26 protein-coding genes are annotated in these 21370 nt (G+C 69.7%); 7 read left to right on the plus strand and 19 right to left on the minus strand.

Translation table 11 applies throughout. The features are described 5' to 3' along the window. Positions 1–155 precede the first annotated feature (155 nt). A complete protein-coding gene (locus tag ABZT04_RS29825) occupies positions 156–1583 on the plus strand; it encodes a fused response regulator/phosphatase (protein WP_356060077.1) in 1428 nt (475 codons plus the stop codon). A gap of 31 nt (positions 1584–1614) precedes the next feature. Here the strand turns inward: ABZT04_RS29825 and ABZT04_RS29830 are convergent, their stop codons facing one another. From ABZT04_RS29830 to ABZT04_RS29840, 3 genes are all read right to left on the minus strand, one after another. Next, entirely contained in the window at positions 1615–1950 is a 336-nt protein-coding gene (locus tag ABZT04_RS29830) for a DUF2516 family protein (RefSeq protein ID WP_078532710.1), read from the minus strand. 130 nt (positions 1951–2080) lie between these two features. Beyond that, positions 2081–2737: a hypothetical protein gene (locus ABZT04_RS29835; RefSeq protein ID WP_356060078.1), complete on the minus strand. Its 657-nt coding sequence runs from the start codon at positions 2735–2737 to the stop codon at positions 2081–2083. Positions 2738–2793: 56 nt separating this feature from the next. Continuing rightward, on the minus strand, positions 2794–3246 hold the full coding sequence (locus ABZT04_RS29840) for a helix-turn-helix transcriptional regulator (RefSeq protein ID WP_356060079.1): 453 nt from the start codon (positions 3244–3246) through the stop codon (positions 2794–2796). 87 nt (positions 3247–3333) lie between these two features. Between ABZT04_RS29840 and ABZT04_RS29845 the strand changes: the two genes are divergently transcribed. Then, positions 3334–3918 (plus strand): NUDIX domain-containing protein, encoded by a 585-nt coding sequence (locus ABZT04_RS29845; protein ID WP_356060080.1) that lies wholly within the window; start codon positions 3334–3336, stop codon positions 3916–3918. An 81-nt stretch (positions 3919–3999) separates the two neighbouring features. Here ABZT04_RS29845 and ABZT04_RS29850 read toward each other — a convergent pair whose 3' ends face one another. Then, entirely contained in the window at positions 4000–5121 is a 1122-nt protein-coding gene (locus ABZT04_RS29850) for an NAD(P)/FAD-dependent oxidoreductase (protein WP_356060081.1), read from the minus strand. 53 nt (positions 5122–5174) lie between these two features. Here ABZT04_RS29850 and ABZT04_RS29855 point away from each other — a divergent pair, with 53 nt between their 5' ends. Next, the gene (locus tag ABZT04_RS29855; protein ID WP_356060082.1) at positions 5175–5867 is read left to right on the plus strand and encodes a TetR/AcrR family transcriptional regulator C-terminal domain-containing protein; all 693 of its coding nucleotides are present in this window, start codon (positions 5175–5177) and stop codon (positions 5865–5867) included. A gap of 134 nt (positions 5868–6001) precedes the next feature. Here ABZT04_RS29855 and ABZT04_RS29860 read toward each other — a convergent pair whose 3' ends face one another. Continuing rightward, the gene (locus tag ABZT04_RS29860) at positions 6002–6625 is read right to left on the minus strand and encodes a helix-turn-helix domain-containing protein (protein ID WP_356060168.1); all 624 of its coding nucleotides are present in this window, start codon (positions 6623–6625) and stop codon (positions 6002–6004) included. 123 nt (positions 6626–6748) lie between these two features. Between ABZT04_RS29860 and ABZT04_RS29865 the strand changes: the two genes are divergently transcribed. Next, positions 6749–7198 (plus strand): hypothetical protein, encoded by a 450-nt coding sequence (locus ABZT04_RS29865; RefSeq protein WP_356060083.1) that lies wholly within the window; start codon positions 6749–6751, stop codon positions 7196–7198. Here the strand turns inward: ABZT04_RS29865 and ABZT04_RS29870 are convergent. Continuing rightward, the gene (locus ABZT04_RS29870; RefSeq protein ID WP_356060084.1) at positions 7116–7685 is read right to left on the minus strand and encodes a DUF6817 domain-containing protein; all 570 of its coding nucleotides are present in this window, start codon (positions 7683–7685) and stop codon (positions 7116–7118) included. The genes ABZT04_RS29865 and ABZT04_RS29870 overlap by 83 nt on opposite strands. A gap of 181 nt (positions 7686–7866) precedes the next feature. Between ABZT04_RS29870 and ABZT04_RS29875 the strand changes: the two genes are divergently transcribed. Further along, entirely contained in the window at positions 7867–8817 is a 951-nt protein-coding gene (locus ABZT04_RS29875; RefSeq protein ID WP_356060085.1) for a LysR family transcriptional regulator, read from the plus strand. Here ABZT04_RS29875 and sigJ read toward each other — a convergent pair. The 11 genes from sigJ to ABZT04_RS29930 form a co-directional block, all read right to left on the minus strand. Further along, positions 8762–9655: an RNA polymerase sigma factor SigJ gene (gene sigJ, locus ABZT04_RS29880; protein ID WP_356060169.1), complete on the minus strand. Its 894-nt coding sequence runs from the start codon at positions 9653–9655 to the stop codon at positions 8762–8764. The two genes, ABZT04_RS29875 and sigJ, sit on opposite strands and share 56 nt — an antisense overlap. A 43-nt stretch (positions 9656–9698) precedes the next feature. Further along, the gene (locus ABZT04_RS29885) at positions 9699–10502 is read right to left on the minus strand and encodes an NAD(P)H-binding protein (protein ID WP_356060086.1); all 804 of its coding nucleotides are present in this window, start codon (positions 10500–10502) and stop codon (positions 9699–9701) included. Positions 10503–10619: 117 nt separating this feature from the next. Next, on the minus strand, positions 10620–11105 hold the full coding sequence (locus tag ABZT04_RS29890; RefSeq protein ID WP_356060087.1) for a GNAT family N-acetyltransferase: 486 nt from the start codon (positions 11103–11105) through the stop codon (positions 10620–10622). A gap of 103 nt (positions 11106–11208) precedes the next feature. After that, positions 11209–11694: an HAD domain-containing protein gene (locus tag ABZT04_RS29895; RefSeq protein ID WP_356060088.1), complete on the minus strand. Its 486-nt coding sequence runs from the start codon at positions 11692–11694 to the stop codon at positions 11209–11211. 42 nt (positions 11695–11736) lie between these two features. Continuing rightward, positions 11737–12360, minus strand: a complete 624-nt coding sequence (locus ABZT04_RS29900) for an RraA family protein (protein WP_356060089.1) — start codon at positions 12358–12360, stop codon at positions 11737–11739. 78 nt (positions 12361–12438) lie between these two features. Continuing rightward, positions 12439–13497, minus strand: a complete 1059-nt coding sequence (locus tag ABZT04_RS29905; protein WP_356060090.1) for a phosphotransferase — start codon at positions 13495–13497, stop codon at positions 12439–12441. A gap of 27 nt (positions 13498–13524) precedes the next feature. Next, entirely contained in the window at positions 13525–14274 is a 750-nt protein-coding gene (locus ABZT04_RS29910; RefSeq protein ID WP_356060091.1) for an HAD family hydrolase, read from the minus strand. Further along, entirely contained in the window at positions 14250–15512 is a 1263-nt protein-coding gene (locus ABZT04_RS29915) for an aminoglycoside phosphotransferase family protein (protein ID WP_356060092.1), read from the minus strand. Before ABZT04_RS29915 ends, ABZT04_RS29910 begins: the two co-directional genes overlap by 25 nt. Positions 15513–15598: 86 nt before the next feature. Continuing rightward, positions 15599–16474, minus strand: a complete 876-nt coding sequence (locus ABZT04_RS29920; RefSeq protein ID WP_356060093.1) for a winged helix-turn-helix domain-containing protein — start codon at positions 16472–16474, stop codon at positions 15599–15601. Between the two features lie 184 nt (positions 16475–16658). Continuing rightward, positions 16659–17357, minus strand: a complete 699-nt coding sequence (locus tag ABZT04_RS29925; protein WP_356060094.1) for an HAD family hydrolase — start codon at positions 17355–17357, stop codon at positions 16659–16661. Positions 17358–17396: 39 nt separating this feature from the next. Next, positions 17397–18275 (minus strand): GntR family transcriptional regulator, encoded by an 879-nt coding sequence (locus ABZT04_RS29930; RefSeq protein ID WP_356060095.1) that lies wholly within the window; start codon positions 18273–18275, stop codon positions 17397–17399. A 137-nt stretch (positions 18276–18412) separates the two neighbouring features. Between ABZT04_RS29930 and ABZT04_RS29935 the strand changes: the two genes are divergently transcribed. Further along, the gene (locus ABZT04_RS29935) at positions 18413–18601 is read left to right on the plus strand and encodes a hypothetical protein (protein WP_356060096.1); all 189 of its coding nucleotides are present in this window, start codon (positions 18413–18415) and stop codon (positions 18599–18601) included. Between the two features lie 11 nt (positions 18602–18612). Here the strand turns inward: ABZT04_RS29935 and ABZT04_RS29940 are convergent, their stop codons facing one another. Continuing rightward, positions 18613–19524, minus strand: coding sequence for a GntR family transcriptional regulator (locus ABZT04_RS29940; RefSeq protein WP_356060097.1), 912 nt, complete (start codon positions 19522–19524; stop codon positions 18613–18615). Positions 19525–19685: 161 nt separating this feature from the next. Between ABZT04_RS29940 and ABZT04_RS29945 the strand changes: the two genes are divergently transcribed. After that, positions 19686–19871 carry a hypothetical protein gene (locus tag ABZT04_RS29945; RefSeq protein WP_356060098.1) on the plus strand — a complete coding sequence of 62 codons (186 nt, stop codon included), beginning with the start codon at positions 19686–19688 and terminating at the stop codon, positions 19869–19871. 138 nt (positions 19872–20009) lie between these two features. On the opposite strand, the gene ABZT04_RS29950 is transcribed toward ABZT04_RS29945, so the two are convergent. After that, the gene (locus ABZT04_RS29950) at positions 20010–21269 is read right to left on the minus strand and encodes a GNAT family N-acetyltransferase (RefSeq protein ID WP_356060099.1); all 1260 of its coding nucleotides are present in this window, start codon (positions 21267–21269) and stop codon (positions 20010–20012) included. Between the last annotated feature and the right edge of the window lie 101 nt (positions 21270–21370).

Below are 21370 nucleotides of genomic sequence, written 5' to 3' on the forward strand. Positions count from 1 at the left end.
AACTGCGGTACGGATCACGGCATATGACAGTGGCCACCTGCCAAGCGACCTGCCTCACACCATTCCTTTACGGCGCCGACTACCGCTATGGTCCCCGTCGGTGGGTCGAGGTCCCTCGCCCCGCTGCCCTCGGGGGGAGGGAAGGAAACAGGACGATGCCCGCACCCATACCGCGGCAGAGAGCGATCCCGGCCGTGGAGAGTGGTCAGGCGCAGGCCGCACCCGCGGCCGACGGCCCCTCCGTAGGCAACCCGGGAGACACCGCACGGGGTGGCTCCGCGGCCACCGAGGCCCCGCGCACTCAGGACCCGGTCGACGACGACACCGGCACCGGCGACAAGGACGGCACCGGCACGGCCGAGGCCGCGCAGCGCGCTGCCCACGGCACCCCGGCCGGTCACCTCACCCTGCTGATGATCGAGGACGACCCCGGCGGCTCGCCGATCGTGCCCGAGCTGCTCGACCCGACCGGCAAGCCGATCCGGATCCGCACCGCCCGCAACCTCACCGAGGCCGAGCGGCTGCTCACCGACGACGTCCACTGCATCCTGCTCGACCTCGCGCTGCCCGCCCCCGGCCGGGCGGCGGAGGGCGCCGACGGTGTCGTGGACGAGCTGGCCGTGCTCAAGCACGTGCTGAGGATCGCGCCGCACCACGCCGTCCTCGCCCTCACCGCGTCCGGCGACACCGAGCGCGGCGCCGAGGCGGTCCGCGTGGGCGCCCAGGACTATCTCTTCCGCGACGAGCTGGACGGACGGCTGCTCAGCCGCGCGATCCGCTACGCGGTGGAGCGCAAGCGCTCGGACCGGGCGGAGCGCAAGCTCACCGAGTCCAAGCTGCGCGCCCAGGAGAACGCCCGCCTGGAACGCGGCCTGCTGCCCACGCCCCTCCTCGACGGCTCCCCGCTGCGCTTCGCCGCCCGCTACCGCCCCGGCCGCTCCCGCGCGCTGCTCGGCGGCGACTTCTACGACACCGTGCGCACCCCCGACGGCACGGTGCACGCGATGATCGGCGATGTCTGCGGACACGGCCCCGACGAGGCCGCGCTCGGCGTGGAACTGCGCATCGCCTGGCGCGCGCTCACCCTGGCGGGCCTGTGTGGCGACCAACTGCTCGGCACCCTGCAACAGGTCCTGGAGCACGAGCGCCCCGACGACGAGATCTTCGCGACGCTCTGCACGGTCGACATCGCGCCCGACGGCCGCCGCGCGGGCCTGTGCCTGGCCGGCCACCCGTCCCCGCTGCTCGCCCGCCCCGGCCGCCCGGCCGAACTCCTCCCCTACGACAACAACGGCCCCGCCCTCGGCCTGCTCCCCGGCGCCCGCTGGCCGCGGATGCAGGTGGAACTGGGCGCCGAGTGGAGCCTGATGCTCTACACCGACGGCCTGATCGAGGGCCGGATCGGCGAGGGCCGCCGCGAACGGCTCGGCCAGGACGGCATGGTGGCCATGGTCCGCCGCCAGCTCGCGGAGGGCCTGCGGGGCGAGGAACTGCTCCGGGCCGCGGTGAACGAGGTCCGCGACCTCAACGGCGGTGAGCTGACGGACGACGTGGCGGTCCTGCTGCTGGACCGGGCGCCGTAGCCCCCGGCTCCTCGGTCGCGGTCGTACGGCTTCAGCGGCCGCCGTTGTACGGGCCGTACGGGCCGTCGCTGCTGGAGCCGCCTCTGCGGCTGCGGCCGCCGCCGGGGAGGCCGCGGAGGGCCGGGCGTACGTCGACCATGTACACGATCGTCGCGACGAGGCCGATGATCGGCAGGAACGACAGGATGTTGAAGATCAGGTTCACCACGAAGGCGAGCCCGAGGATGATCAGCCAGAACGGCTTGGTCTTCTTGTCCGCCGCGCGATAGGCGTCCTCGCGACGCGTGGCGGCGTCGACGAGCGCGAAGCCGCTGAAAACGATCAGGGCGGTACTCAACAGCCACATGAACCCTGTGAAGCCCTGCATCAGCACTACGTCCACCACCCGACTCGGCTAGTCCTACGCGGTCACCGTACCCGCAACCGGATTCCCGCTACCCGCAGAACGGGCCGGGCACTCATGGAGTGCCCGACCCGTCAGCGATCACCCGTTCGTGTCACTTCGCGGGCGGGGTGGTCTTCTTCGCGGTGGTCTTGCGAGCCGGCGCGGCCTTCTTCGCGGGCGGGGTGGTCTTCTTCGCCGGGGCGGCGGCGGCCGGCGCGGGGGTCTCGGCCTTGACCACGACGGGCTCGGACACCGGCTTGGGGTCGGGCTCGACCGCGACGGCCAGCTCCTCGATCTCGTCGGCGGCCTCGCCGCGCCAGGTCTTCACGGCCTGCTCGCCGTGCTCGGCGACCTTCTCGTACGCCTCGCGCGCCTTGACGGCGTACTCGGCGGCGACGCCGACACCGCGCAGCGCGAAGTCCTGGGCGGACTCGCCGATCTTCTTCAGGTCGGCGTCGAGCGTGCTGCCGAGCTTCTTGAGGTCGCCGTCGAGACCGGTGAGGAAGTCGTTGACCTTGGTCTGGAGGTTCTCCTGCGCCTCCTTGGCCTTGGCGCTCGCTTCCTTCGCGCGGGCGGCGGCCTTCTCCTGCACGGCCTTCGGGTCGGTACCGCGTACGGCGTCGATCCGGGCCGGAGCCTCGGCCCGCAACTGCTCCACCAGTCCGGGAACCTTCTTGGCCTGCTGCAGCGCGAGGTCGGCGGTACCGGCGGCGAAGTAGAGGGGCGTGGGGTCGCTCAGGGTCTTACGCAGGTCATCGGTGATGGCCATGGTGATGGTCCTCCCGGTTGCTATCAGCTGAGGGTTTTGTGATGTACGTCCGCGGGTCAGCCGGCCGTCCTGTCCTGCTCGGCACTCCCGCCACTGTCCCGCGGGTCGGCGTCACTGCCGTCGGCACCGTCGGTCGCGCCCTCGCCCCCGTCGGCGATCTCGAACCCGTTCTCCTTGCGGAAGGACTCGTAGATCTGAAGCAGCACCTGCTTCTGCCGCTCGGTGAGCGTGGGATCGGCGAGGATGACGGCACGCGTCTCGACCTCGTCCCGATCACGTTCGGCGTCGAGGATGCCGGCTCGCACATACAGCGTCTCGGCGGAGATCCGCAGCGCCTTGGCTACTTGCTGCAACACCTCCGCGCTCGGCTTGCGCAGCCCGCGCTCGATCTGACTCAAATACGGATTCGACACCCCGGCGGCATCGGCGAGCTGCCGCAGTGACAGTTGCGCGTTGCGCCGCTGGTCACGCAGGTACTCCCCGAGATTGCCGACGTTGAGCGTTGCCATACGTCCACCTTGCACCATCGGCGCTAACTATTGCAAGCAGCCGCTTGCAAAAGTGTGTCATGCCACTCGGGGTCGGGCTCTGCCAGGGTGTGCGTCGTGGACGAACTGGTGGAGCGTGTCGACGATCAAGATCGTGTGGTGGGGGTGGTGGTCAGCCGCCGGCAGGCTATCCGGGAGGGGTGGCTGCACCGGGTCGCCGTGACGGTGTGTCGTGATGAGCGTGGCCGGATCCTCGTTCACCGCCGGTCGGAGCATCTGTCGCGCTTCCCCGGGCTCTACGAGGTCGTGGTCGGTGGCGCCGTGGATGCCGGTGAGTCCTATGAACAGGCTGCCGCACGGGAGCTGACCGAAGAGCTGGGCATCCGCGTGCTGCCGCGCCTGCTGTTCACGTTCCTCAACCGCAGCGGTCTGAGCCCTCACTGGCTCGGCGTGCACGAAGCCGTGGTGCCGGACGCCATGGCCGCCGACCCTGATGAGGTCGCCTGGCATGCCTGGTTGACCGAGCCGGAGCTGCGGTCGGCCCTGCTGGAGTGGCACTTCACCCCGGACAGCCACGAAGCCTTCAGCCGGTACCGCGTATTCCGGACCGCGGTGGCCCGGCTCCTCGCGGGGGAGGCGGAGACCGGTGTCCGGTTCGAGGCCGAACCGACCGCCTGCCGCTGGGTCTTCTAACGCGAAGGCGACGACATCTCGATCCGCCTGCTCGAACTACGAGCACTTCCCCCGGCGAGACGGGACAGGGGGCGAGCCCGGTCAGGACGCCTGGACCCCATCGAAGAGCGCGACAGCCTCCGCAGGGTCCGGGCTCACCAGGCGTTCCAGCCCCGCCGTCGTGATCCTCGCCCACTTGCCGGCCCGTGCCCACATCTGTTCCTCGAAGGCGCGGACGGCGTCGTCCGGATCTCCGGGGGCGGCGGTGGCGATGGACTCGGCGAGTTCGGCGCCCTCCAGCATCGCGAGGTTGGCGCCCGCACCCAAGGGGGGCATCAGATGGGCCGCGTCGCCCAGGAGCGTCACCCCGGGGACATGGGGCCAGGTGTGGGAGACGGGCAGGACGTAGAGGGGGCGGTGGACGAAAGCCGTGCCGTGGTGGAGGAGTTCGAGGACAGGGGCGGACCAGCCGTCGAACAGGGTCAGCAGGCTCGAGCGCACGGCCTCGGCGTCGGCCAGGTCCAGGTGCGCGTGCCAGTCCAGCGGTGCGCGGAACTGGGCGTGCACCTTGACGTGGCCACCGCTGTTGCGTTGGGCGACGAGGGCGCGGTTCACGCCGTAGACCGCCATGGAACCGTCGCCGATCAACCGCGCGAGATCGGGGTGGCGGGTGTCGACGTCATCGAGGGAGGTCTCGACCGAGGTGACCCCGGTGTAGTGCGGTGTCGCCGGCGAGACCGCCGGGCGGGTCCGAGACCAGGCGCCGTCCGCGCCGACCACGAGGTCGTACGCCTCCTGGCGCCCGTCGGCGAAATGGACCAGTACGCCGTCCGGGGTCCCCGGCACCACCCGCGTCACACCCCGGCCCCACTGGACGTCGAGCGGGCCTAGCAGCAGGTCGCGGAGTTGCCTGCGGTCGATCTCGGGATGGGCCTCGTCGTCCGGGCGGGGCCGCCAGTCGCGCAGAACGGTCCCGTCCGGGTCCAGGATGCGCATGGCCTGGCCCTCGGGGCGGGACAGCGCGCGGAACTCCGCCAGCAGCCCCGCCTTGTCCAGCGCGAGCTGGCCCCGCCCTTTGTGCAGGTCCAGCGTGCCGCCCGGGGGTCGGGCATCGGGAGCGGGATCGCGTTCGAGGATGGTGACGGAGTGGCCGTGGCGGTGCAGGACACGGGCGAAGGTAAGGCCGGCGGGACCGCTTCCGACCACTGCGATACGACGTCTCATGTCGATACACTGTATCGACTCATTACGGCGTATCGCAACGGTACGGTGGAGCCATGACTGTCTGGGACCGGCCGGAGCCGCCGACTCGACCCGTGCCGCTCGACCGGGAGCGGATCGTCGCCGCCGCCGTCGCGCTGGCCGACGAGGGCGGGCTGGAGGCGGTGTCCCTGCGCAAGGTCGCCGCCCGGCTGAACGCCGGCCCGATGCGGCTGTACGGATACATCGCCACCAAGGAGGAGCTTTTCGACCTCATGGTGGACGAGGTCCAGGCCGAGATCCTCCCCGAGGAGCGGCCCGGCGACTGGCGGGAGGCGCTGCGCGGCCTCGCCCACCGCACCCGGCAGACCGCCCTCCGTCACGAATGGCTCGCCGACCTGCTCGGCGGCCGCCCGGTCCTGGGCCCGAACGGTCTCGCCGTGGCCGAGGCCACCCTGTCCGCCCTCGACGGCCTCGCCGACATCGACACGGTGATGCGCGCCGTGGAGACGGTCAGCGCCTACTCCACCGGCGCGATCAGACGCGAGATCGCCAACCTCCGAGCCGAGCGCTCCACCGGCCTGTCCAAGCGCGACTGGCAGCGCGCCCGCGGCCCGCACATGACGAGGATGCTGGCCACGGGCCACTTCCCGGCCCTGACCAAGGCCGTCCACGACGGCACGGAGGTGGACACCGAAACCACCTTCACCACCGGCCTGGACTGGGTCCTCGACGCGGTGGCCGCGAAACTCGACCCACCGTCGACCTGACGATCGAGGGCGGGGGGGTCGACCGCCCCGTGGCAACTCGCTGTCTCGGAGCGGGTGTTGAATCATCCGGCCACCCGCACAGCCCCACTCATGTCCCCGTCGTCCAGCGCCCCCCCCCACCCCCCGACCGGCCGTCACAAAGCATCCGCATCGCGATCGACAAGGGACATCTCGGAGACCAGCGCGCGAGCGGTGTCGGCGAAGAACTGCTCGTCGGCATCAGGTGCGAGGCCGAGGGTGACCCCCTGACCGAGGCCGGTGAACAAGGCCCTGAGTGCCGTGGTCAGGCGGTGCGCCTGGGGCGGTGTCACGACACCTCCGCGGTGCGATCTCCCGGAGAACAGCGCGATCAGGTGGGTTTCCTGCGACCGGACGGACGCGGCGAGTTGGGCCCCCAGGTCCGGGTCGTGCAGGGCCATGTCCAGCAGGGTGATCTGGAGCGACAGACCGGACCGCGCGTCGGGAGCGTCACAGGTGCGCCGGTAGTACCGGGCGAAGGCGTCGACCGCTTCGAGCAGCTCCAGCCCGGCCGGAACGGCCCGCTCGACGTCGTCGTAATACGGCCGCAGGTAGTCGGCGACCAGGGCCACGATCAGGCCGTTCTTGCTTCCGAACAGGGAGTAGACGGCGCCGGTGGTCAGGCCGGCGCGCTCGGCGATCTCATCGAGCCTGGCCCGGTAGCCGTCCCGGGAAACGACCTGGAACGCGGCGTCCAGCAAGGCGCGGCGATTGCGTTCCCTGGCCTCGGCTCTCGACATTCTCATAGTCAGATTATTGCCGTAATCTCGTTATGGAACCAGCCCACACGCGCTTTCAGGGCCAGTCCGCACGCACCTCAGGACCAGTCCCCACCGGGCCTCACGCCTCAGGAAGGCACGCTCATGACTCAGGCCTTAGCCCCACCGGCCGACCGCAGAACGCTGGGCGTCATCGCCGACGGCGGCTTCAAGCTGTTGCTCGGCGTCACCTGCGCCGTCGCCGCTGCCCCGTTCGGCCGCCTGCTCGGCGCATCCGCCTGGCTGCTGGTCGCCTCCGGCGTGGCCCTGCTGATCTGCGGTGGCGTCGAGATCCGATACGCGCGCAGCCGATCGATGCGCACCTGCACCCGGCTCATGATCGCCTACGACAGCGGCTGGGTCCTGTCAGCCCTCGTCGGTGCCCTGATGGCGTGGCAGGGCAGCGGTGCCGGGGGCGAGGTGTGGATCGGGTACCAGGCGGCGGCCCCCCTCGTGTTCGCCGCACTGCTGGTCACCGCCGACCCGGCTCCTCCGCAAGCACCACCCGGCACTCCCTCCAAGCCGACTCACTCAGCAACGGCCGCAACCGACTGAACAGAGCGAGGAGTTCGGCGCCCCACCGCGCGCGGAAGGCCGGGTCGATGCGGGCGAGGTCGAGTTCGTTGGCGGCGGACAGTTCGGCAAAGTCCCGGCGCGGGCCCAGGTCCGGCGTCCGCACCCGGCCGGTGAACCGGTCGTAGAACGAGGCGTCGGTGTCCGCGAGCGTCGGATACGTGGCCTTGCGGTCGCACGAGGCGTACAGGTACACGATGCTCTCCGCCTCGGCGCCGATCACCTCGGCGAGTTCGTCGCGGCGGTCGAGGGGCAGCGGTGCGACGGGGAAGCCGTCGGTACCGTAGAACGCGTGGCAGAGGCCCGCGAGTTGGAGGGCGGGACGCGCGCCCCAGGCGGCGAGTCGGTCCTGGACGCGCTGGAGGTGCGCGAGGAGGGTGCCGCCCGGATGGGCGGTCTCCGCGGCACCGAGTTCGCGCAGGAGTGCGACGGCCCGAGCGGAAGCGTCAGCCGTGGAGAAAGCCGGCACGGTCGGGATCCTTACGTCTCGTCTCGTGAGGTCGGCACCCGTCCGCGCCTCCGCCGGTGGTCCGGACCCCGGGAAAGCGCGGACGGGTTGCCGCCTGGGCCCTGCACCGATCCTCGGGGACCCCGTCACCCCAGTCAATCCTATGGATTTCTCACCAACTCCAAGCTTTAGCTTGGTAGTTATGACTCTGGAGGATCTGCGTGTCTTCGTGGCTGTGTGCAGGGCGGGCAATCTCAGCGCTGTCGCCCGGGAGTTGGGCCGCACCCAGTCGGCGGTGAGCCAGCATGTGAAGCGGCTGGAGCGGGAGGCCGGTGTGTGCCTGCTGGAGCGTCAGCCGCGCGGGGTCGTCCCCACCGACGCGGGGCGTGTCCTGTGCGAGGCCGCCGCGGACAGCATCGCCGGACTGGATCTGGCCCTACGGCGCCTCGGGGACCTCGTCAACGGCGACACCGGCTCCGTGTGCGTCACCACCGGCGGAACGACCGTGCGGCACTTCATGGCCGAGGCCGTCGTCGCGTTCCGGCAGCGCTATCCGAAGGTCAGCCTGGAGTTCCGGACGGAGACATCGAGCCGCGCCTGCTTCGACGCCCTCCTCACCGGTGACCTGGACCTCGCCTGGGTCACGATCGCCGGTTCGGTACGAGGAGTCGAGCAGCGCCCCGTCGTAGCCCTGCCGTGGGTCCTGGCCGTACGCGCCGACGATCCGCTCGCGGGCCGGGCCCAGGTCGGACCGGCCGAACTCGCCGGCACCAGCCTCATCCGCCTCCCCCCGAACTCCACCTCGGGTGCCCGGCTCGAAGCCGCCCTCGCCGACCTCGGCGTCCAAGGCAACTCCAACACCGGCGTGGCCGACTGGGACACGGCCCTCCTGCTGGCGGAGCTGGGTCTCGGTCATGCCGTCGTGCCCGTCCTCCCCGGCTGGGAGGTACCCGGCGACGGCCCCCTCCGCCTCGTCCCCCTCCCCGACCTGCCCCCGCTCCCGGTCGGCTGGGCCGTCCGCCGCTGGGACGCCCTCACCCCGCTGGCCCGGACCTTCGCCGACACCGTCGCCCGCGGTTGCGCCGAGAAGGCCGCCCTCACGCAATACCCAGACCGCCATTCCCGTTCCACGCCCGCAGCTTGTCCGGATTGACCACCATCCACAGCTCGGTGATCAGCCCGTCCCGCACCTCCACCGCCACCACGGCGAGCGTCGTCCCGCCCATCCGCACCGCCACCCCGGGCAGGCCGTTGACGTCGTCCTCTACGAGTTCCACGCCAGGCTCCCGTCGCAGGAGGCCGAGGAGGAAGCGGGCCACCTTGTCGCGGCCGACGACCGGGCGCAGGGCAGTCCGCACCTTGCCGCCGCCGTCGCTGCGCGAGGCGACGGCGGGATCGAGGAGGGCGACGAGGGTGTCGAGGTCCCCGGTCTCGCAGGCCGCGCGGAACGCGGAGACGACGCGCCCGTGCTCCGCCGCCGTACCGCCGCCGGACGGTCGGTGGGCCAGCCGCCGGCGCGCGGAGGAGGCGAGTTGGCGGCAGGCCGCGGGGGTACGGCCCACCGTCTCGGCGATCTCGGTGAACGGCATCCCGAAGACGTCATGGAGCACGAAGGCGACGCGCTCCGCCGGAGTCATCGCGTCGAGCAGCACCAGCATCCCCATACTGACCGACTCGTCCAGGGTGATCCGGTCGACGGGATCGTCCGCGCCCGCCCCACCCGTGCTGGTCCACGCGGCCCCGTGCCGCACCGGCTCGGGCAGCCACTCACCGGTGTACCGCTCCCGCCGGGCCCGCGCCGAACCGAGCTGGTCCAGGCAGATCCGCGACGCGACCCGGGTCAGCCACGCCATCGGCACGTCGATCGCCCGCTGCTCCGCCTCGGACAGGGCGTACCAACGGGCATACGTCTCCTGTACGACGTCCTCGGCATCCTGCACCGAACCGAGCATCCGGTAACCGAGGTTGAGCAGCCGTCGCCGCTCGCTCATGAGCGAGCCGAGGGTCGGGTCGTCATGGGCGGGCACGGCGCGCTCATCCTCCCCGAGCAAAACGGCGCTGCTCGACAAGTTCCGCGAGCCATTCGTCGTACGTCTGGACACCCCGCGCCCCGGTCTCCCCCGTCTCCCCGGCGACCGGCAACAGCCCGTCCCCCGCCATCCCCGCCCCGACCGCCCCCGGCATCCGCACCGGCACCACCAGCCGCCGCTCATGCCGGGCGCGCAGCAACCGCCGTACCATGTCGACGAGTTGCTCGACGCGCGGACCGGCGAGGTCGGGGGCCATGCCCTGCGCCGGCCCCGTCGCGAGCCGCACAAGATGCTGGGCGACCTCGCGCGCCGCGACCGGCTGGGTCCGCATCCGGGGCACCACCGCGAGGGGGCTCGGAACCCGGTCGAGGGTCTGCCCCGCGAACTCGTGGAACTGGGTGGCCCGCAACACCGTCCACGGCACCGACCCTTCCCTCACCACGGCCTCCTGCCGGAGCTTGCCCTGGTAGTAGCCGAGGCCGACCCGGTCGATGCCGACGATCGACAGCACCACGTGATGCCGTACGCCGGCCCGCGCGCCCGCGTCGAGCAGGTTGCGGCCGACGGTGTCGAAGAAGGCGACCGACTTCCGCGCGCCCATGGTCGTCACATTGCTCACGTCGACGACCGCCTCGACCCCGTCCAGCGCGGCATCGAGCCCCGCACCCCCGACGAGCAGGTCCAGCCCCTTCGACCGGCTCAGCACCACCGGTTCCTGCCCGCCCGCCACCAATTCCTCGACCACATACCGCCCGAGCAGCCCCGTACCACCCGCCACCGCGACCCGCATACCGATCCTCTCCTTCATCGATACTCACCGCGCTCGGACAGGGCGGCCACCGGCATCAGCAGTACCGCCGCCACCAGAACCAGCGCGGTCAGGACCACCACGTTCAGCACCTGGTCCCGCGTCCCGTACATACGTCTACGACGACGCAGCCCCCGCGGATGTGAGGCGGGCCGGCCGCCCCTCCCGCACCATGAACACGTCCACCTCGTCCTCGGTCTCCACGACGAACCCGTGCCGCTCGTACAACCGCCGGGCCGGGCTCCCCTGCAACACGTTCAGCCGCACGAGGGCGCCATCGTCACGATCGCACCGCTCCAGCAGCTCCCGCAGCACGGCGGAACCGATCCCGACGCCCTGCAGCCGTGCGGCCAGATAGAAGTGCTCCAGCCAGTGGCAGCGGGCGCCCTCGTCCGGCCGTAGCGCCACGCACCCGGCGAACGCGCCGCCCACCTCGATCACCCACGTGTGCTCGGGCTCGAACCTGTCGAGCAGCCGCTGCCGCACGCGCCGCGCGTCGTACCGCCCGAGCCGTTCCAGATCGGCCCGCATCACCTCCGCGCGCAGCTCGGCCACGGCCTCGACGTCCGTCGCCCGCGCGGGCCGCATGTCCCAGTCACCCATGATCGGCACGCTACCGCGCGCACCCCTCCCCGGCTTGGCTGCTACAACTGCCGCCGGACGAGCCCCCGTTCCGATCAGCCGCCCATCAACTACCCACCACCCCCTACCGATTGACGTCCAACCACTCCCGTACGGCATCGAGATCCGCGCCCGTGATCCCGTACCGGTGGTCGACGCGCCGCAGCAGCGCCCGTTCCGGATGATGGGTGCTCACCCAGTCGCGGTCGGCGTCGCCGATCTCGTCGTCCACCCATACGAAGGCCCGTCCGGCGGCCCAGTCGACGAGCGGCCGGGTCTTCCAGTGCAGCCCGCCGGGGGCGCCCTCGGCGGGGTCGGGCCAGTCCACCAGGGGGAGTTGGGGCAACCCGAGCCAGGGCGCGACGCAGGTGTTCGCGTCGTCCATCCAGGTCGTGGCCCACACCAGTTCGCACCGCAGCGCGGTGAGCCGTGCCCCGAGCGAGGGGTCGATGCGGGTCAGCAGCGGCGGGGCATCGGCCCTCGGCGGAGCGAAGGCCGGTTCGTACACCGGGTACGGCCGCGACGCGCCGAAGGGGAGCAGCGTCCCGTCGACATCGAGGAAGAGGAGCATCGGGACCAGGATCGGGCAGTTTCCGCTCCTACGCCACGCACGTCACCCCTCGAATCCGCCCGCGTCCAGGATCTCGTCGACCCGGGCCCGATGCGCCGCCTCCCACTCGTCGAGGCTCTCGGCGGCCTCCTTCTCCAACCGCGCCCGCGCCCCGGCGAGCACCTCCGCCCGCCGCCCTCCCGGCACGACGACGACCCCGTCCTCGTCGGCCACCACGACATCCCCGGCGTCGACGGCCACTCCCCCGCACGTCACCCGCTCGTTCAGCGGCAGTACGGCCTTCTTGACCCCCGGGATCGGCACGACACCCCGCGCGACCACGGGGAACCCCGCCTCCCGCACCTCGCCCACGTCCCGGATCACCCCGTCGAGCACGAACCCGGCGATGCCGCGCCGCTGCGCGACGGCACAGACGTTCCCGCCGGCGAGCGCGTACTCCACGTCCCCCGACTCCACGACGACGACCGAACCGGCCTCGGCGCGGTAGATCGCCGCATGCAGCATGAGGTTGTCACCGGGAGGACACCGCACGGTAAAGGCCGGCCCGGCGAGCCGCGGCATCGGGCCCCACAGCGGCCGGATACCGAGGTCCATCACCTGTCGGCCGCCTAGGAGTTCGGCGAGGGTGGTCGTGGGGATGCTCTGAAAGTCGCTGGCGTCGGTCATGCGTCGGACGCTACCGGGGCACGTCGCACTCATGACTATGGGCCTGAGCACATCCTCAGTTCCGATCCCGCCGCCCTGTCAACGGACGAGCGCCGCCGCGATCCGGGATCGGCTCGGCACCTCGGTCAGGCCCAAAGGGCCCGCGGCGGCGGCCAGAATGGACTGCAGTTTCCGAGTCGCCGACAGCAGCCGAACCGGGCTGCATCCCGACCCGTCACGCCCCTCACGCAGAGACAGCGACACTCGAATGACATCGGTGAACACCGACTGCGCCCTCTTGAAGTCGAGGATGCGTTCCAGGTCCTGTTCCCAACCGGACGCGCCGCGGGGGCGTACGCGATGAACGGCTCTGGACCATTCCTGAGCCATACGGCGCTCCTGGTCCGCTGGGTAGCGCATCAGGTAGAGGTGTGTGGCCAGGTCGTAGAGCGGGTCCCCCATCATCGCCAACTCCCAGTCGATCGCCCAGAGTTGGTCGAGCGGATCGAGGATGAAGTTGTTGCGGTGCAGATCCGCGTGCAGCAGACAGAAGTCGCGCTCTACCAGTCCGGACACGCTCTTTCTGAGCTGGTCGAACGCTTCGTCGCCGATACCCAGGCCCTCGAAGATCGGCCCGAACTCCGCCCGGTTCCGGTGGTAGACGTGGTTTTCCATGAAGACGATCAGACGCTCCAGGAAGCCGTCGCAGTCACCGTTCTCGGGACGGTCGTAGCGCTCACAGCGCCGCTCCACCGCCAACATGTCGGGCGTGATGGGCACCATCTGTCGGAACAGGTCGACGATCTGGTCGAAGACCACATCGGGAACGCGCGAGCCTGTCCAGCGGCGCATGGGCAGCACCTCGCCCTCGATGAACCCCTGTACCCGCATACCCGCCATGTCGATGATGCCGGGGATCCGCGAGATGTACCCGCTCAGGGCGCACAGCAGCTCCTCCTCCGAGCGGAAGCAGCGTCGGTCGAACCACAGGATCTCGCCGCGCGGTTCACGAATCTTGACCACCCGGGTCTTCCCCGGCAGCGAGAGCACATAGGTTTCATGGTGGTAGCCCTTCAGTGGCCCAACAACCCAACTGCCGTTGCCACCTGACAATTCGTCAGCTAGCTGCCTCGCCGAAGAATGCAGCACCGGGCTCATGGGCACCCCTCCCCTCCTCTGCCTCTCCTACCGCCCCGCCTCGCCGAACAATGGAGCGTACGCCCCCAATACGACCTTCGCCCCGGCCCGATGCAGCCGCACCCGCGCCACCCGGCCCGTGTCGTATCCGATGAACCGGACGCCCGCCCGCTCGGCGGCTCGGAGGTCGGTGTCCGTGTCGCCGATCATCACCGCGTTCTCCGGTCGGATGCTCAGGTCCCGCAGGGCTCGTTCGAGGACGTCGGGGTGCGGTTTCATCAGGCCGGGGTTGTCCGTGCGGCCGTGGATGGTCTTGAAGCACGGGTGCAGCCCGTGAGTCCGAAGGTAACTGTCGGCCACCCGCGGCGAGTTGTTGGTGACCACGGCCAGGCTCAGCCCGCGCCGGGCCAGGCGGCGGACGAAGGCGTCCGTGTCCGGTGTGGGCGGTTCGGCGCTCCGAGCGGCCGCCGCCTCGCCTCTCGTCAGGCGTTGCTCCAGCCCTTCCAACAGGGCCGCGAGGTCGTTGTCCTTGGCGCCGAGGGCGTCGAGATCCGCTTCCTGCCGGGCGCGGTGAATCGCGCGCAGCACCATGTGCGGGTCCTTGCCGGTCCGCTCCTTCTTCGTCAGCAGCCGCGTGAAGCCGAAGTCGGCGACCAGACAACGGAGTTCGTCGGCCAGTGGTTTGGAGGAATCCCCGGGAAACAGCCGGCAGAGCGGGCCGTCGAAGTCGAAGAGGACGCAGTGGGTTTGCGCGAGCAGTGTCCGGGCGACACTCACCACGGCATCGCCGCGGCCCACGTCAGCAGCGAAATCGCGCCGGCCGCTCCGCTCAGTGCGCCTCCACCCGGCCTCCCGCCCCGGTCCCGTTTCTTCCATGAGTCGTCCCATCCACGGGCTCCCTTTTCGTGCCCGCACACGGGCTCTGTTCGGTCCTGCGCCGCGTGCCACGTCCTGAGCGCCGTCTCGGCCGCGGCCGTGGTCAACGGCGGTCCCGCGAGGCGCAGCGCCTTCCTGGCCCGCCGTACGGCGCAGCGCACTTTGTTCACGGCGGTGGCGAAGTCCTCCTCGACGGCCTCGTCCGGCAGGGCGAGGGCGGCCCGCATCACGTCGGCGAACACCGACTGGGCCTGCTCGAAGGCCAGGTAGACGGGGAGGTCCTTCTCCATGCCTTCGATCGCCTCGGGGTGCCCGGTCCCGCTCATCGTCCGCGCCCACGTTTCGATCATGGAGCGCCGCTCCGTCACGCCGTACCCCATGCGGACGACATGTGTGGCGAGGTCGTGCAGCGGGTCGCCGTACATGGCCGACTCCCAGTCGATGACCACGAGCCGATCACCGCTCTTGCGCGGGGAGACCACGATGTTGCCGGGGTGGACATCGGTGTGAAGGAGACTGAAGGGGCGCCGGGCGAGTCCGGACACGGTGTCCATGAACCGCTCCATGGCGTCCTCCGGTATACCGACTTCGTCGAAGAGCGAGCCGAAGCGAGGCACATTGGGCCGGTACACCTCCCTGTCGGTGAACCGGGCCTGCCACTCCAGAAAGCCCCAGGTGTCGCGGTCCTCGGCCCAGTCGGCGGGCAGCTCCGGAAGTGCGTCCCTCGGTACGTCGGCCAGCGACGCGAAGAAGCCCGCCATCTGATCCAACCGGTCCGAACCGTAGGTGCGATTCGGGCCGTCGGCGCCCACCACCTTCGACAGCACACGTCCGCGCACGTACGCGTCCACGGTCAGGTTGTCGAAGTGCAGGAGACGGCATGGCACGTCCCGCACCGTGAGGGCAGCGGCGGTCAGGACCTCCGGCTTCCCGCGCCAGATCCGCGGGACCACCTCGATCGCGTCGACGGGGGTACGGAACTTGACCAGAACCCCACCGAACCCCACACCCAGCAGGAGGCCCAGCGGCTGCCCGAGTTGGGTGATGCGGTTCTGGTTGTGGTGGCCCGGGACCACGATCCCGTACGGACTCTGGAGGCGTTTCTCCGCGAACAGGCGCAGCAGCAACCGATATGCACCGGGGCGCAATTGGGGCGTCATGGCGGCAGAGGGTATCCCTTCCGGCAGCACACATCACACGATGTCAGCATATGGACGGCGATCCCTGCGCCGATCCATCGCCGGCCTCACTTGGCCAACAGGTCCCACGTGGAGTTGAACCACATCTGGGCGTTGTCCACCTTCTCGGACGCCTGCGAATGCGGGTCGTCGTCCTTGACGTCGTACGTGAGCGGGGCGCCGACACCCAGCACGTCGATCGCGTCCACATATCTGTTGTGCGCCACCAAGTAGATGGGGCGCTTGACCGGCACATACAGGGCGGACAGCATCGCGGAGCCGTTCACCAGGTACCGCTTGTGTTCCGGGATTTTCCGCACATGGCGGATCTGGATGTCCACGCTCGATACGAGTTCCTCGGCCATGAGGCCCTTGAGCTTCCCCTGGATCGAGGCCGTGCTTCCCCTCGTGGTGTCGAGATGGCGTTCCCACACAGCCTCGTCGTCCTCGTCGTTCACGGCCTTCGGGTAGAGCCGGTCCGCCAGGTCCTCGTCGGGCAGCAGCATGCGAAGGGTGATCGCCTGCAATTTCGGACGACGACCGAGCCGGATCTCCAACTCCTGGCGCTGGATCTGGAAGGCCAGCGACTCGGAACTGAGGGTGTAGACGTCCAGGGTGACCTCGGGCCCCTGAAAGGCCTCGTCCATGAGCTGCTCCAGGGAGACCCTCTGTCCCCCGGAGGACGACACGGACGACTGGCCCCTGATCACCATCGTCCCGCTGCCCTGCCGTGACAGGACCCAGCCTTCTACGGCCAGCTCCTTCAGCACGCGCTGGACGGTGTCACGGGACACGCCGAGTTCTTCCGCCAGCACACGCTGGGCCGGCAGAAGTGTGCCGAGCGGGTACCTGCCGTTGTTCATACGGCTCAGGAGCTCGCCTCTGAGCCGCCGGTACGCACCGCCCTCACCGTCGCCCCGTTCTCCGCTCACGTCTTCGTTCACGCCGCGATCATACTCCCGCCAGCCCAGAAGCAACCCACTTCCAGTCCGACAAACAGTCCCATTGGACTGGAGGTTAGGACGCCAGTCCAGTTGGGAAGATACCAGTCAGGCAAGCAAGCCAATTGGTCGGATAGTTGTAGGGCTGGCGGCGGTGAAAGGAGTGAAGATGAAAGAAGTGACGGGCTCAGCCCCCGAGCGGCTGCATCACTTCCCGCAGCGAGAACACGATGTGCTCGGCCTTCGCCTCCCGCAGCTCCTTCTCCTTCCTCTCGTTGCGCGCGTAGCCGACAAAGGCGACACCTGCGCGTCGAGCCGCCTCGACGTCCGGGGGCGAGTCGCCGAGCATCAGCGCGTCCGAAGGGTCGGCGCCGAACTCGGCCAACGCCTCCTGGAGACAGTGCGGATGCGGCTTCAGGAGGTTCGGGTCCCGGGTCCGGCCACAGACGTAGGTGAAGCAGCCGTCGAGACCCCGTCCTTCCAGGTACTTCCACACGGCCCGGGGGGAGTTGTTCGTAGTGACCGCCAACTGCGCGCCGCTCTTCGCCCAGGTACGGACGAGCGGGTCGGCGCCGGCTGTGGGCATAGCGGACGAGACCGCCTTCAATTCCTCATCGGTGAGCCGTTGCTCCAGCTCGGCCACCAGGTCGCTGCCAGGACGCCGTCGACCGAGCGACCGCAGCACGTCCCACGGATCGCTCGTCCGGCTCTCCTCTGCGGTCAGCAGTTCCCCCGCACCCAGTCCGTCGAGCCACTGGACGAGCCTGAGCGCCACACCGTCGGCCGCATGTCCCGCGAACACACGGCAGATCGGACCGTCGAAGTCGAAGAGCACGTAGCGCGCGCGGGTGATCAGTGTCTGAAGGTTCTCCGTGTGCGATGTCACCGACTCAGTCTGCGACACAACGGGCGGCAGCCGACGGCGCTAACCGAGTGTCAGGTCGGTCGTGATGGTTTCCCAGAGCGCGTCGAACCACTTCTGGGACTCGTCGACGAAGGCCGCGTCCCGTTCGCCGGCCTGTCGCGGGAAGGAGAAGAGGACGGACTGGGAGCCGAGGGCGTCGTACATCTCCAGTGTCTGGCTGTTGTACTCCTCTTCGCGGCGCGTGATCGTGTAGTACGCGATCAGCGCTTCCGATCCGTTGAGCAGGTACAGCTTGACGGGCGGCGTGAAGGGCAGTGCGCGGAAGGTGACATGGACGTCGATGCCATGGGTGCCTCGCAGCGCCAACAGGTTGTGCTGGAGCACCTGTGCCTGGGAATTGCGGATCCTCAGCCAGCGCTGGTGGACCGGATCGTCCTCGCCTCGGCCGTCGACGGGGACCGGGAAGGCGAGGGCGATCTCCCGGGACGGAAGCAGCACACGGACGTCGATCGACTTGGGACGGACGCGACCCTCATGGATCAGCCGGACCGACTCTCCCACCGCCAGCAGGAGACTCTCGGCCGTCAGACAGGCCGCGTCGACCCGTACGTGCGGCTCCGCGAACGCCTCGGACACGCGCGGCGCCAGCGCCACCATCGTCGGCTGAGGATCGTCCTGCACGGCGGGCCGCTCCGCGATCCGCGGCGGACTGCCCTTGCTCACATTCGTCAGCAGCCCCGCCTCCTGAAGAACCCGCAGCGCCTGCCGTACGGTCCCCCGCTCCACCCCGAACTCCTCGGCCAGATCGGCCTGGGTGGGCAGGCGGTCACCCGCCTTGAGGTCGCCGGTGCGGATGCGGTCGCGCAGGGTGTCGGCGATCTCCTGGGGCGGGAGGCTTCTGCGTCCGTTCACTGCCACGTTCTCCGGAGTCACGACCAAACCGTACAACTCTGCTCGACTCGAGGGGAGTTGTACGGAAGTTGCTTATGGATGTCGACCAACTTGGCACAACTGGGCTATAGTTGGAAACCAACTTCTCTAAGTTGGCAGGGTCATCTGATCAAGGAGGCACTGCCGTGCGCGTGACCGGTCTCGTAGGCACCGTCGCCCTCGTCACGTTCGACCAGCTCGCCCGATGGCGATACGGCCCGGTCGGCGTTATCGCGCTGTTGCTGCTGCTCATCGGGATCAAGGCGCGCAACCACACCTGCAGCACGATCGGTGCGGTGGCACTCGCCCTGCTCGTCACCAGGCCGGCGTTGTGACCCGGCCACCGTCACGGGAGGAGGAGCTCATGGCTGATGGTGTTCCACAGCGATTCGAACCAGAGGCAGGACTGCTCCACGAACGACGTGTCCCGCGACCCCGCGCCCCGTTCGAAGGCGAACAGCAGCGACTGAGTGCCCTCCGCGTCGTACAGCTCCACCTGCTCGTGGCCGATCTCCGCCTCACGCCGGCTCAGCGTGTAGTAGGCGAAGAGTGCCTCCGAGCCGTTGAGCAGGTACAGCTTCACGGGTGGGGTGAACGGCAGGGCGCGGAAGGAGACATGGACGTCGATGCCGTGCGTGGCCCGCAGCGCCAGCAGATTGTGGGTGAGTACCTGGCCCTGGGCGTTGCGCTGGGCCAGCCAGCGGCGTTGCAGCCGGCTGTCGGTCGGGGCGTCCACCCGGGAGGGGAAGGCGAGTTCGATGTCGCTGCTCGGCAGCAGCACCCGGACGTCGACCTTGGCCGGTTTCAGTCGTCCGGCGTGGATCTGGCGCAGCGGTTCGCCCATGGCCAGCGTCAGGGAGACGGCCGTCAGACACAGGGCCTCTATCTCCACGTGCGGCTGCGCGAACGCCTCCGCCATGCGCGGCGCGAGGCCCACCGTCGTGGGCTGCGGCAGGGCTCCGGGGCCGGTCAGGGCCGGGGCGGGGTCGGGGGCCACGGTCGCCGGGCTCCCCTTGGACACGTTGGTGAGCAGACGCTCGGACTGCAGGATGCGCAGCGCCTGCCGTACTGCTCCGCGCTCGACCCCGAACTCGTCCGCCAACCTGGCCTGGGTGGGCATGCGCTCGCCCGGCCTGAGCACACCGGACCTGATCCGCCCGCGCAGTTCGTCGGCCAGTTCGTCGGCCACCTTGCGGTGTGTCCACGACGGCCGCTCCGCCCGCTGCCGCCCCTCATGGGAGGCGTCTTCCGAGTCCACACCGGAACACTACAACTTCATGCCATCTCTTGACAGATATACATCAGATGGTCACCAGTTCCTTCCAACAAGGCGAAACCTGGAGTAAGTTGGCTACCAACTTACTCATATGGTCGACCTTTCCGATGGTGGTGTTCTGGTGCCTCGGAAGGATGGATCCCGTGCCATTCGCAGCCCTGGCCATCGCGGCCCTCGCCATCGGATTCGAGCAACTCCTCCAGTGGAAGTACGGCGCGATGGGCATCATCGCCTTCGCCGCCCTCTCCATCGGGCTCAAGGCGAAGAACACCACGATCAGTGGTATCGGAGCGGTCATCATCGTGATGCTGCTCGCCCAGTCCGGCTGACCGGGTCTCTCTCCTGGAGGGGAGCCGAGAGCCCGGTCAGCCTGCACCAAAGCACAACAACCACAACTGAACAGCAGTAACAGCAACAGCTACGGATGAATCATCAGTAGTCGTCAATCCGCCCCGCGGAAAGGGGGTTCAGAAGATGTCCGGGCACCACGGTCGCCTGGACGTACGCAGCAGGGCGTCGGCCACTCGGGCGGCGCCCGCTCGTTCTTCCCGGACCCGGCCCAGCGCCGCAAGTCGTACGGCCGACTCGTCCCCGAGCCACAGTGTCGCCAACTCCCTTACATCCAGCGTGAGTTCCGCGCTCTCCGTGGTCGGCGCACAGGACGCCCCCTGCGCCGAAGCCTCCAACCGGTAGCGCCCGCCCGCCAGTCCGGCCCCGTCGGCCACCTCGAACACCAACGTGCCCTCACCCTCGTACGACCGCGCCTCCATGGCCCGTACGACATCCAGGATCCGCACCCACAGCCAGTCCGCCTGGGTCGTGATCGTGGCCGCGCGCGGGTCCGGCAGCAGGAGGGGCAGCAGGTCGTCGGGGGAACGCCAGCCCGACTTGACCTTCGTCACCCAGTCGATGGAGCAGAGGTGGTGCCACAGGGCGCGTTCGGCGGCCGGGGTGGTGGCGATCAGGCCCTTCACCGTGGCCGTGTCGAGCGGCTGCTTGGCGTCGGTCCAGGTGTCGTCGCAGACGTAGGCGGCCAGGCCCTGCACCTCGCCGTCGGCCGCGCGGTAGACGGCGTAGAACGGCTCGGTCCAGGAAGCGCGGTCCAGGCTCAGCGCACCGGTGTTGACCTGCCACCAGCGGTCGTTTCTGGTGACCGTGCCGGGCTGGGCGACGCGCAGCCGCTCGTGCAGTTCGGGGCCCAGCTTGCGTACGTCCTCGCCGTCCACCAAGTCGATACGGCCGCCGTCCGCCGGAACCGACCAGCGGGGGTCGAGGCCGGCCCGCGTGGTGTCGATCAACCACTCGGTCGCCGTGGTGGCGGGGCCGAAGCCGTAGCGGCCGTAGATGCGGTACTCGGCGGCGATGAGGGTGGCTACGACGTCGCCGCGTTCCTTCGCCGCGGCGAGGTCCTGGGCCATCATGCGGGTCAGGAGGCCTCGGCGGCGGTGGGTGGCCGTGACCGTGACGTTCGAGATGGCGTCGGCGGGGACGGGGGTGCCGCCGACCGCGGTCAGCTCCTGGGGGAAGGAGCGGAAGGTCGCCACGCAGCGGCCGGAGTCGAAGGCACCTAGGGTGCGGGGCGGGTCGATGTAGGTGCTGCGGTCGGCGACCTCTTCGTCGGAGACGGCCGGAGTTCGCAGGAAGCCGGTGTTGAGGGCGCGGATCCAGTCGGGGATCTCGGGGGTGGTGATGGGGCGTACGGCGAGGTCCTGATGGCGGCTGCTCATGTAGTCACGCTAGGTGCACGGTCGTCGGGTGTCGCAGGAATTTCCGGGCATGACCACGGCCCGACCCTGGCTTTGAGAGGCAGCTCGCTCCGGGCCGTGGT

It is taken from the genome of Streptomyces sp. NPDC005492 (assembly GCF_040605995.1).
Lineage (GTDB): Bacteria > Actinomycetota > Actinomycetes > Streptomycetales > Streptomycetaceae > Streptomyces.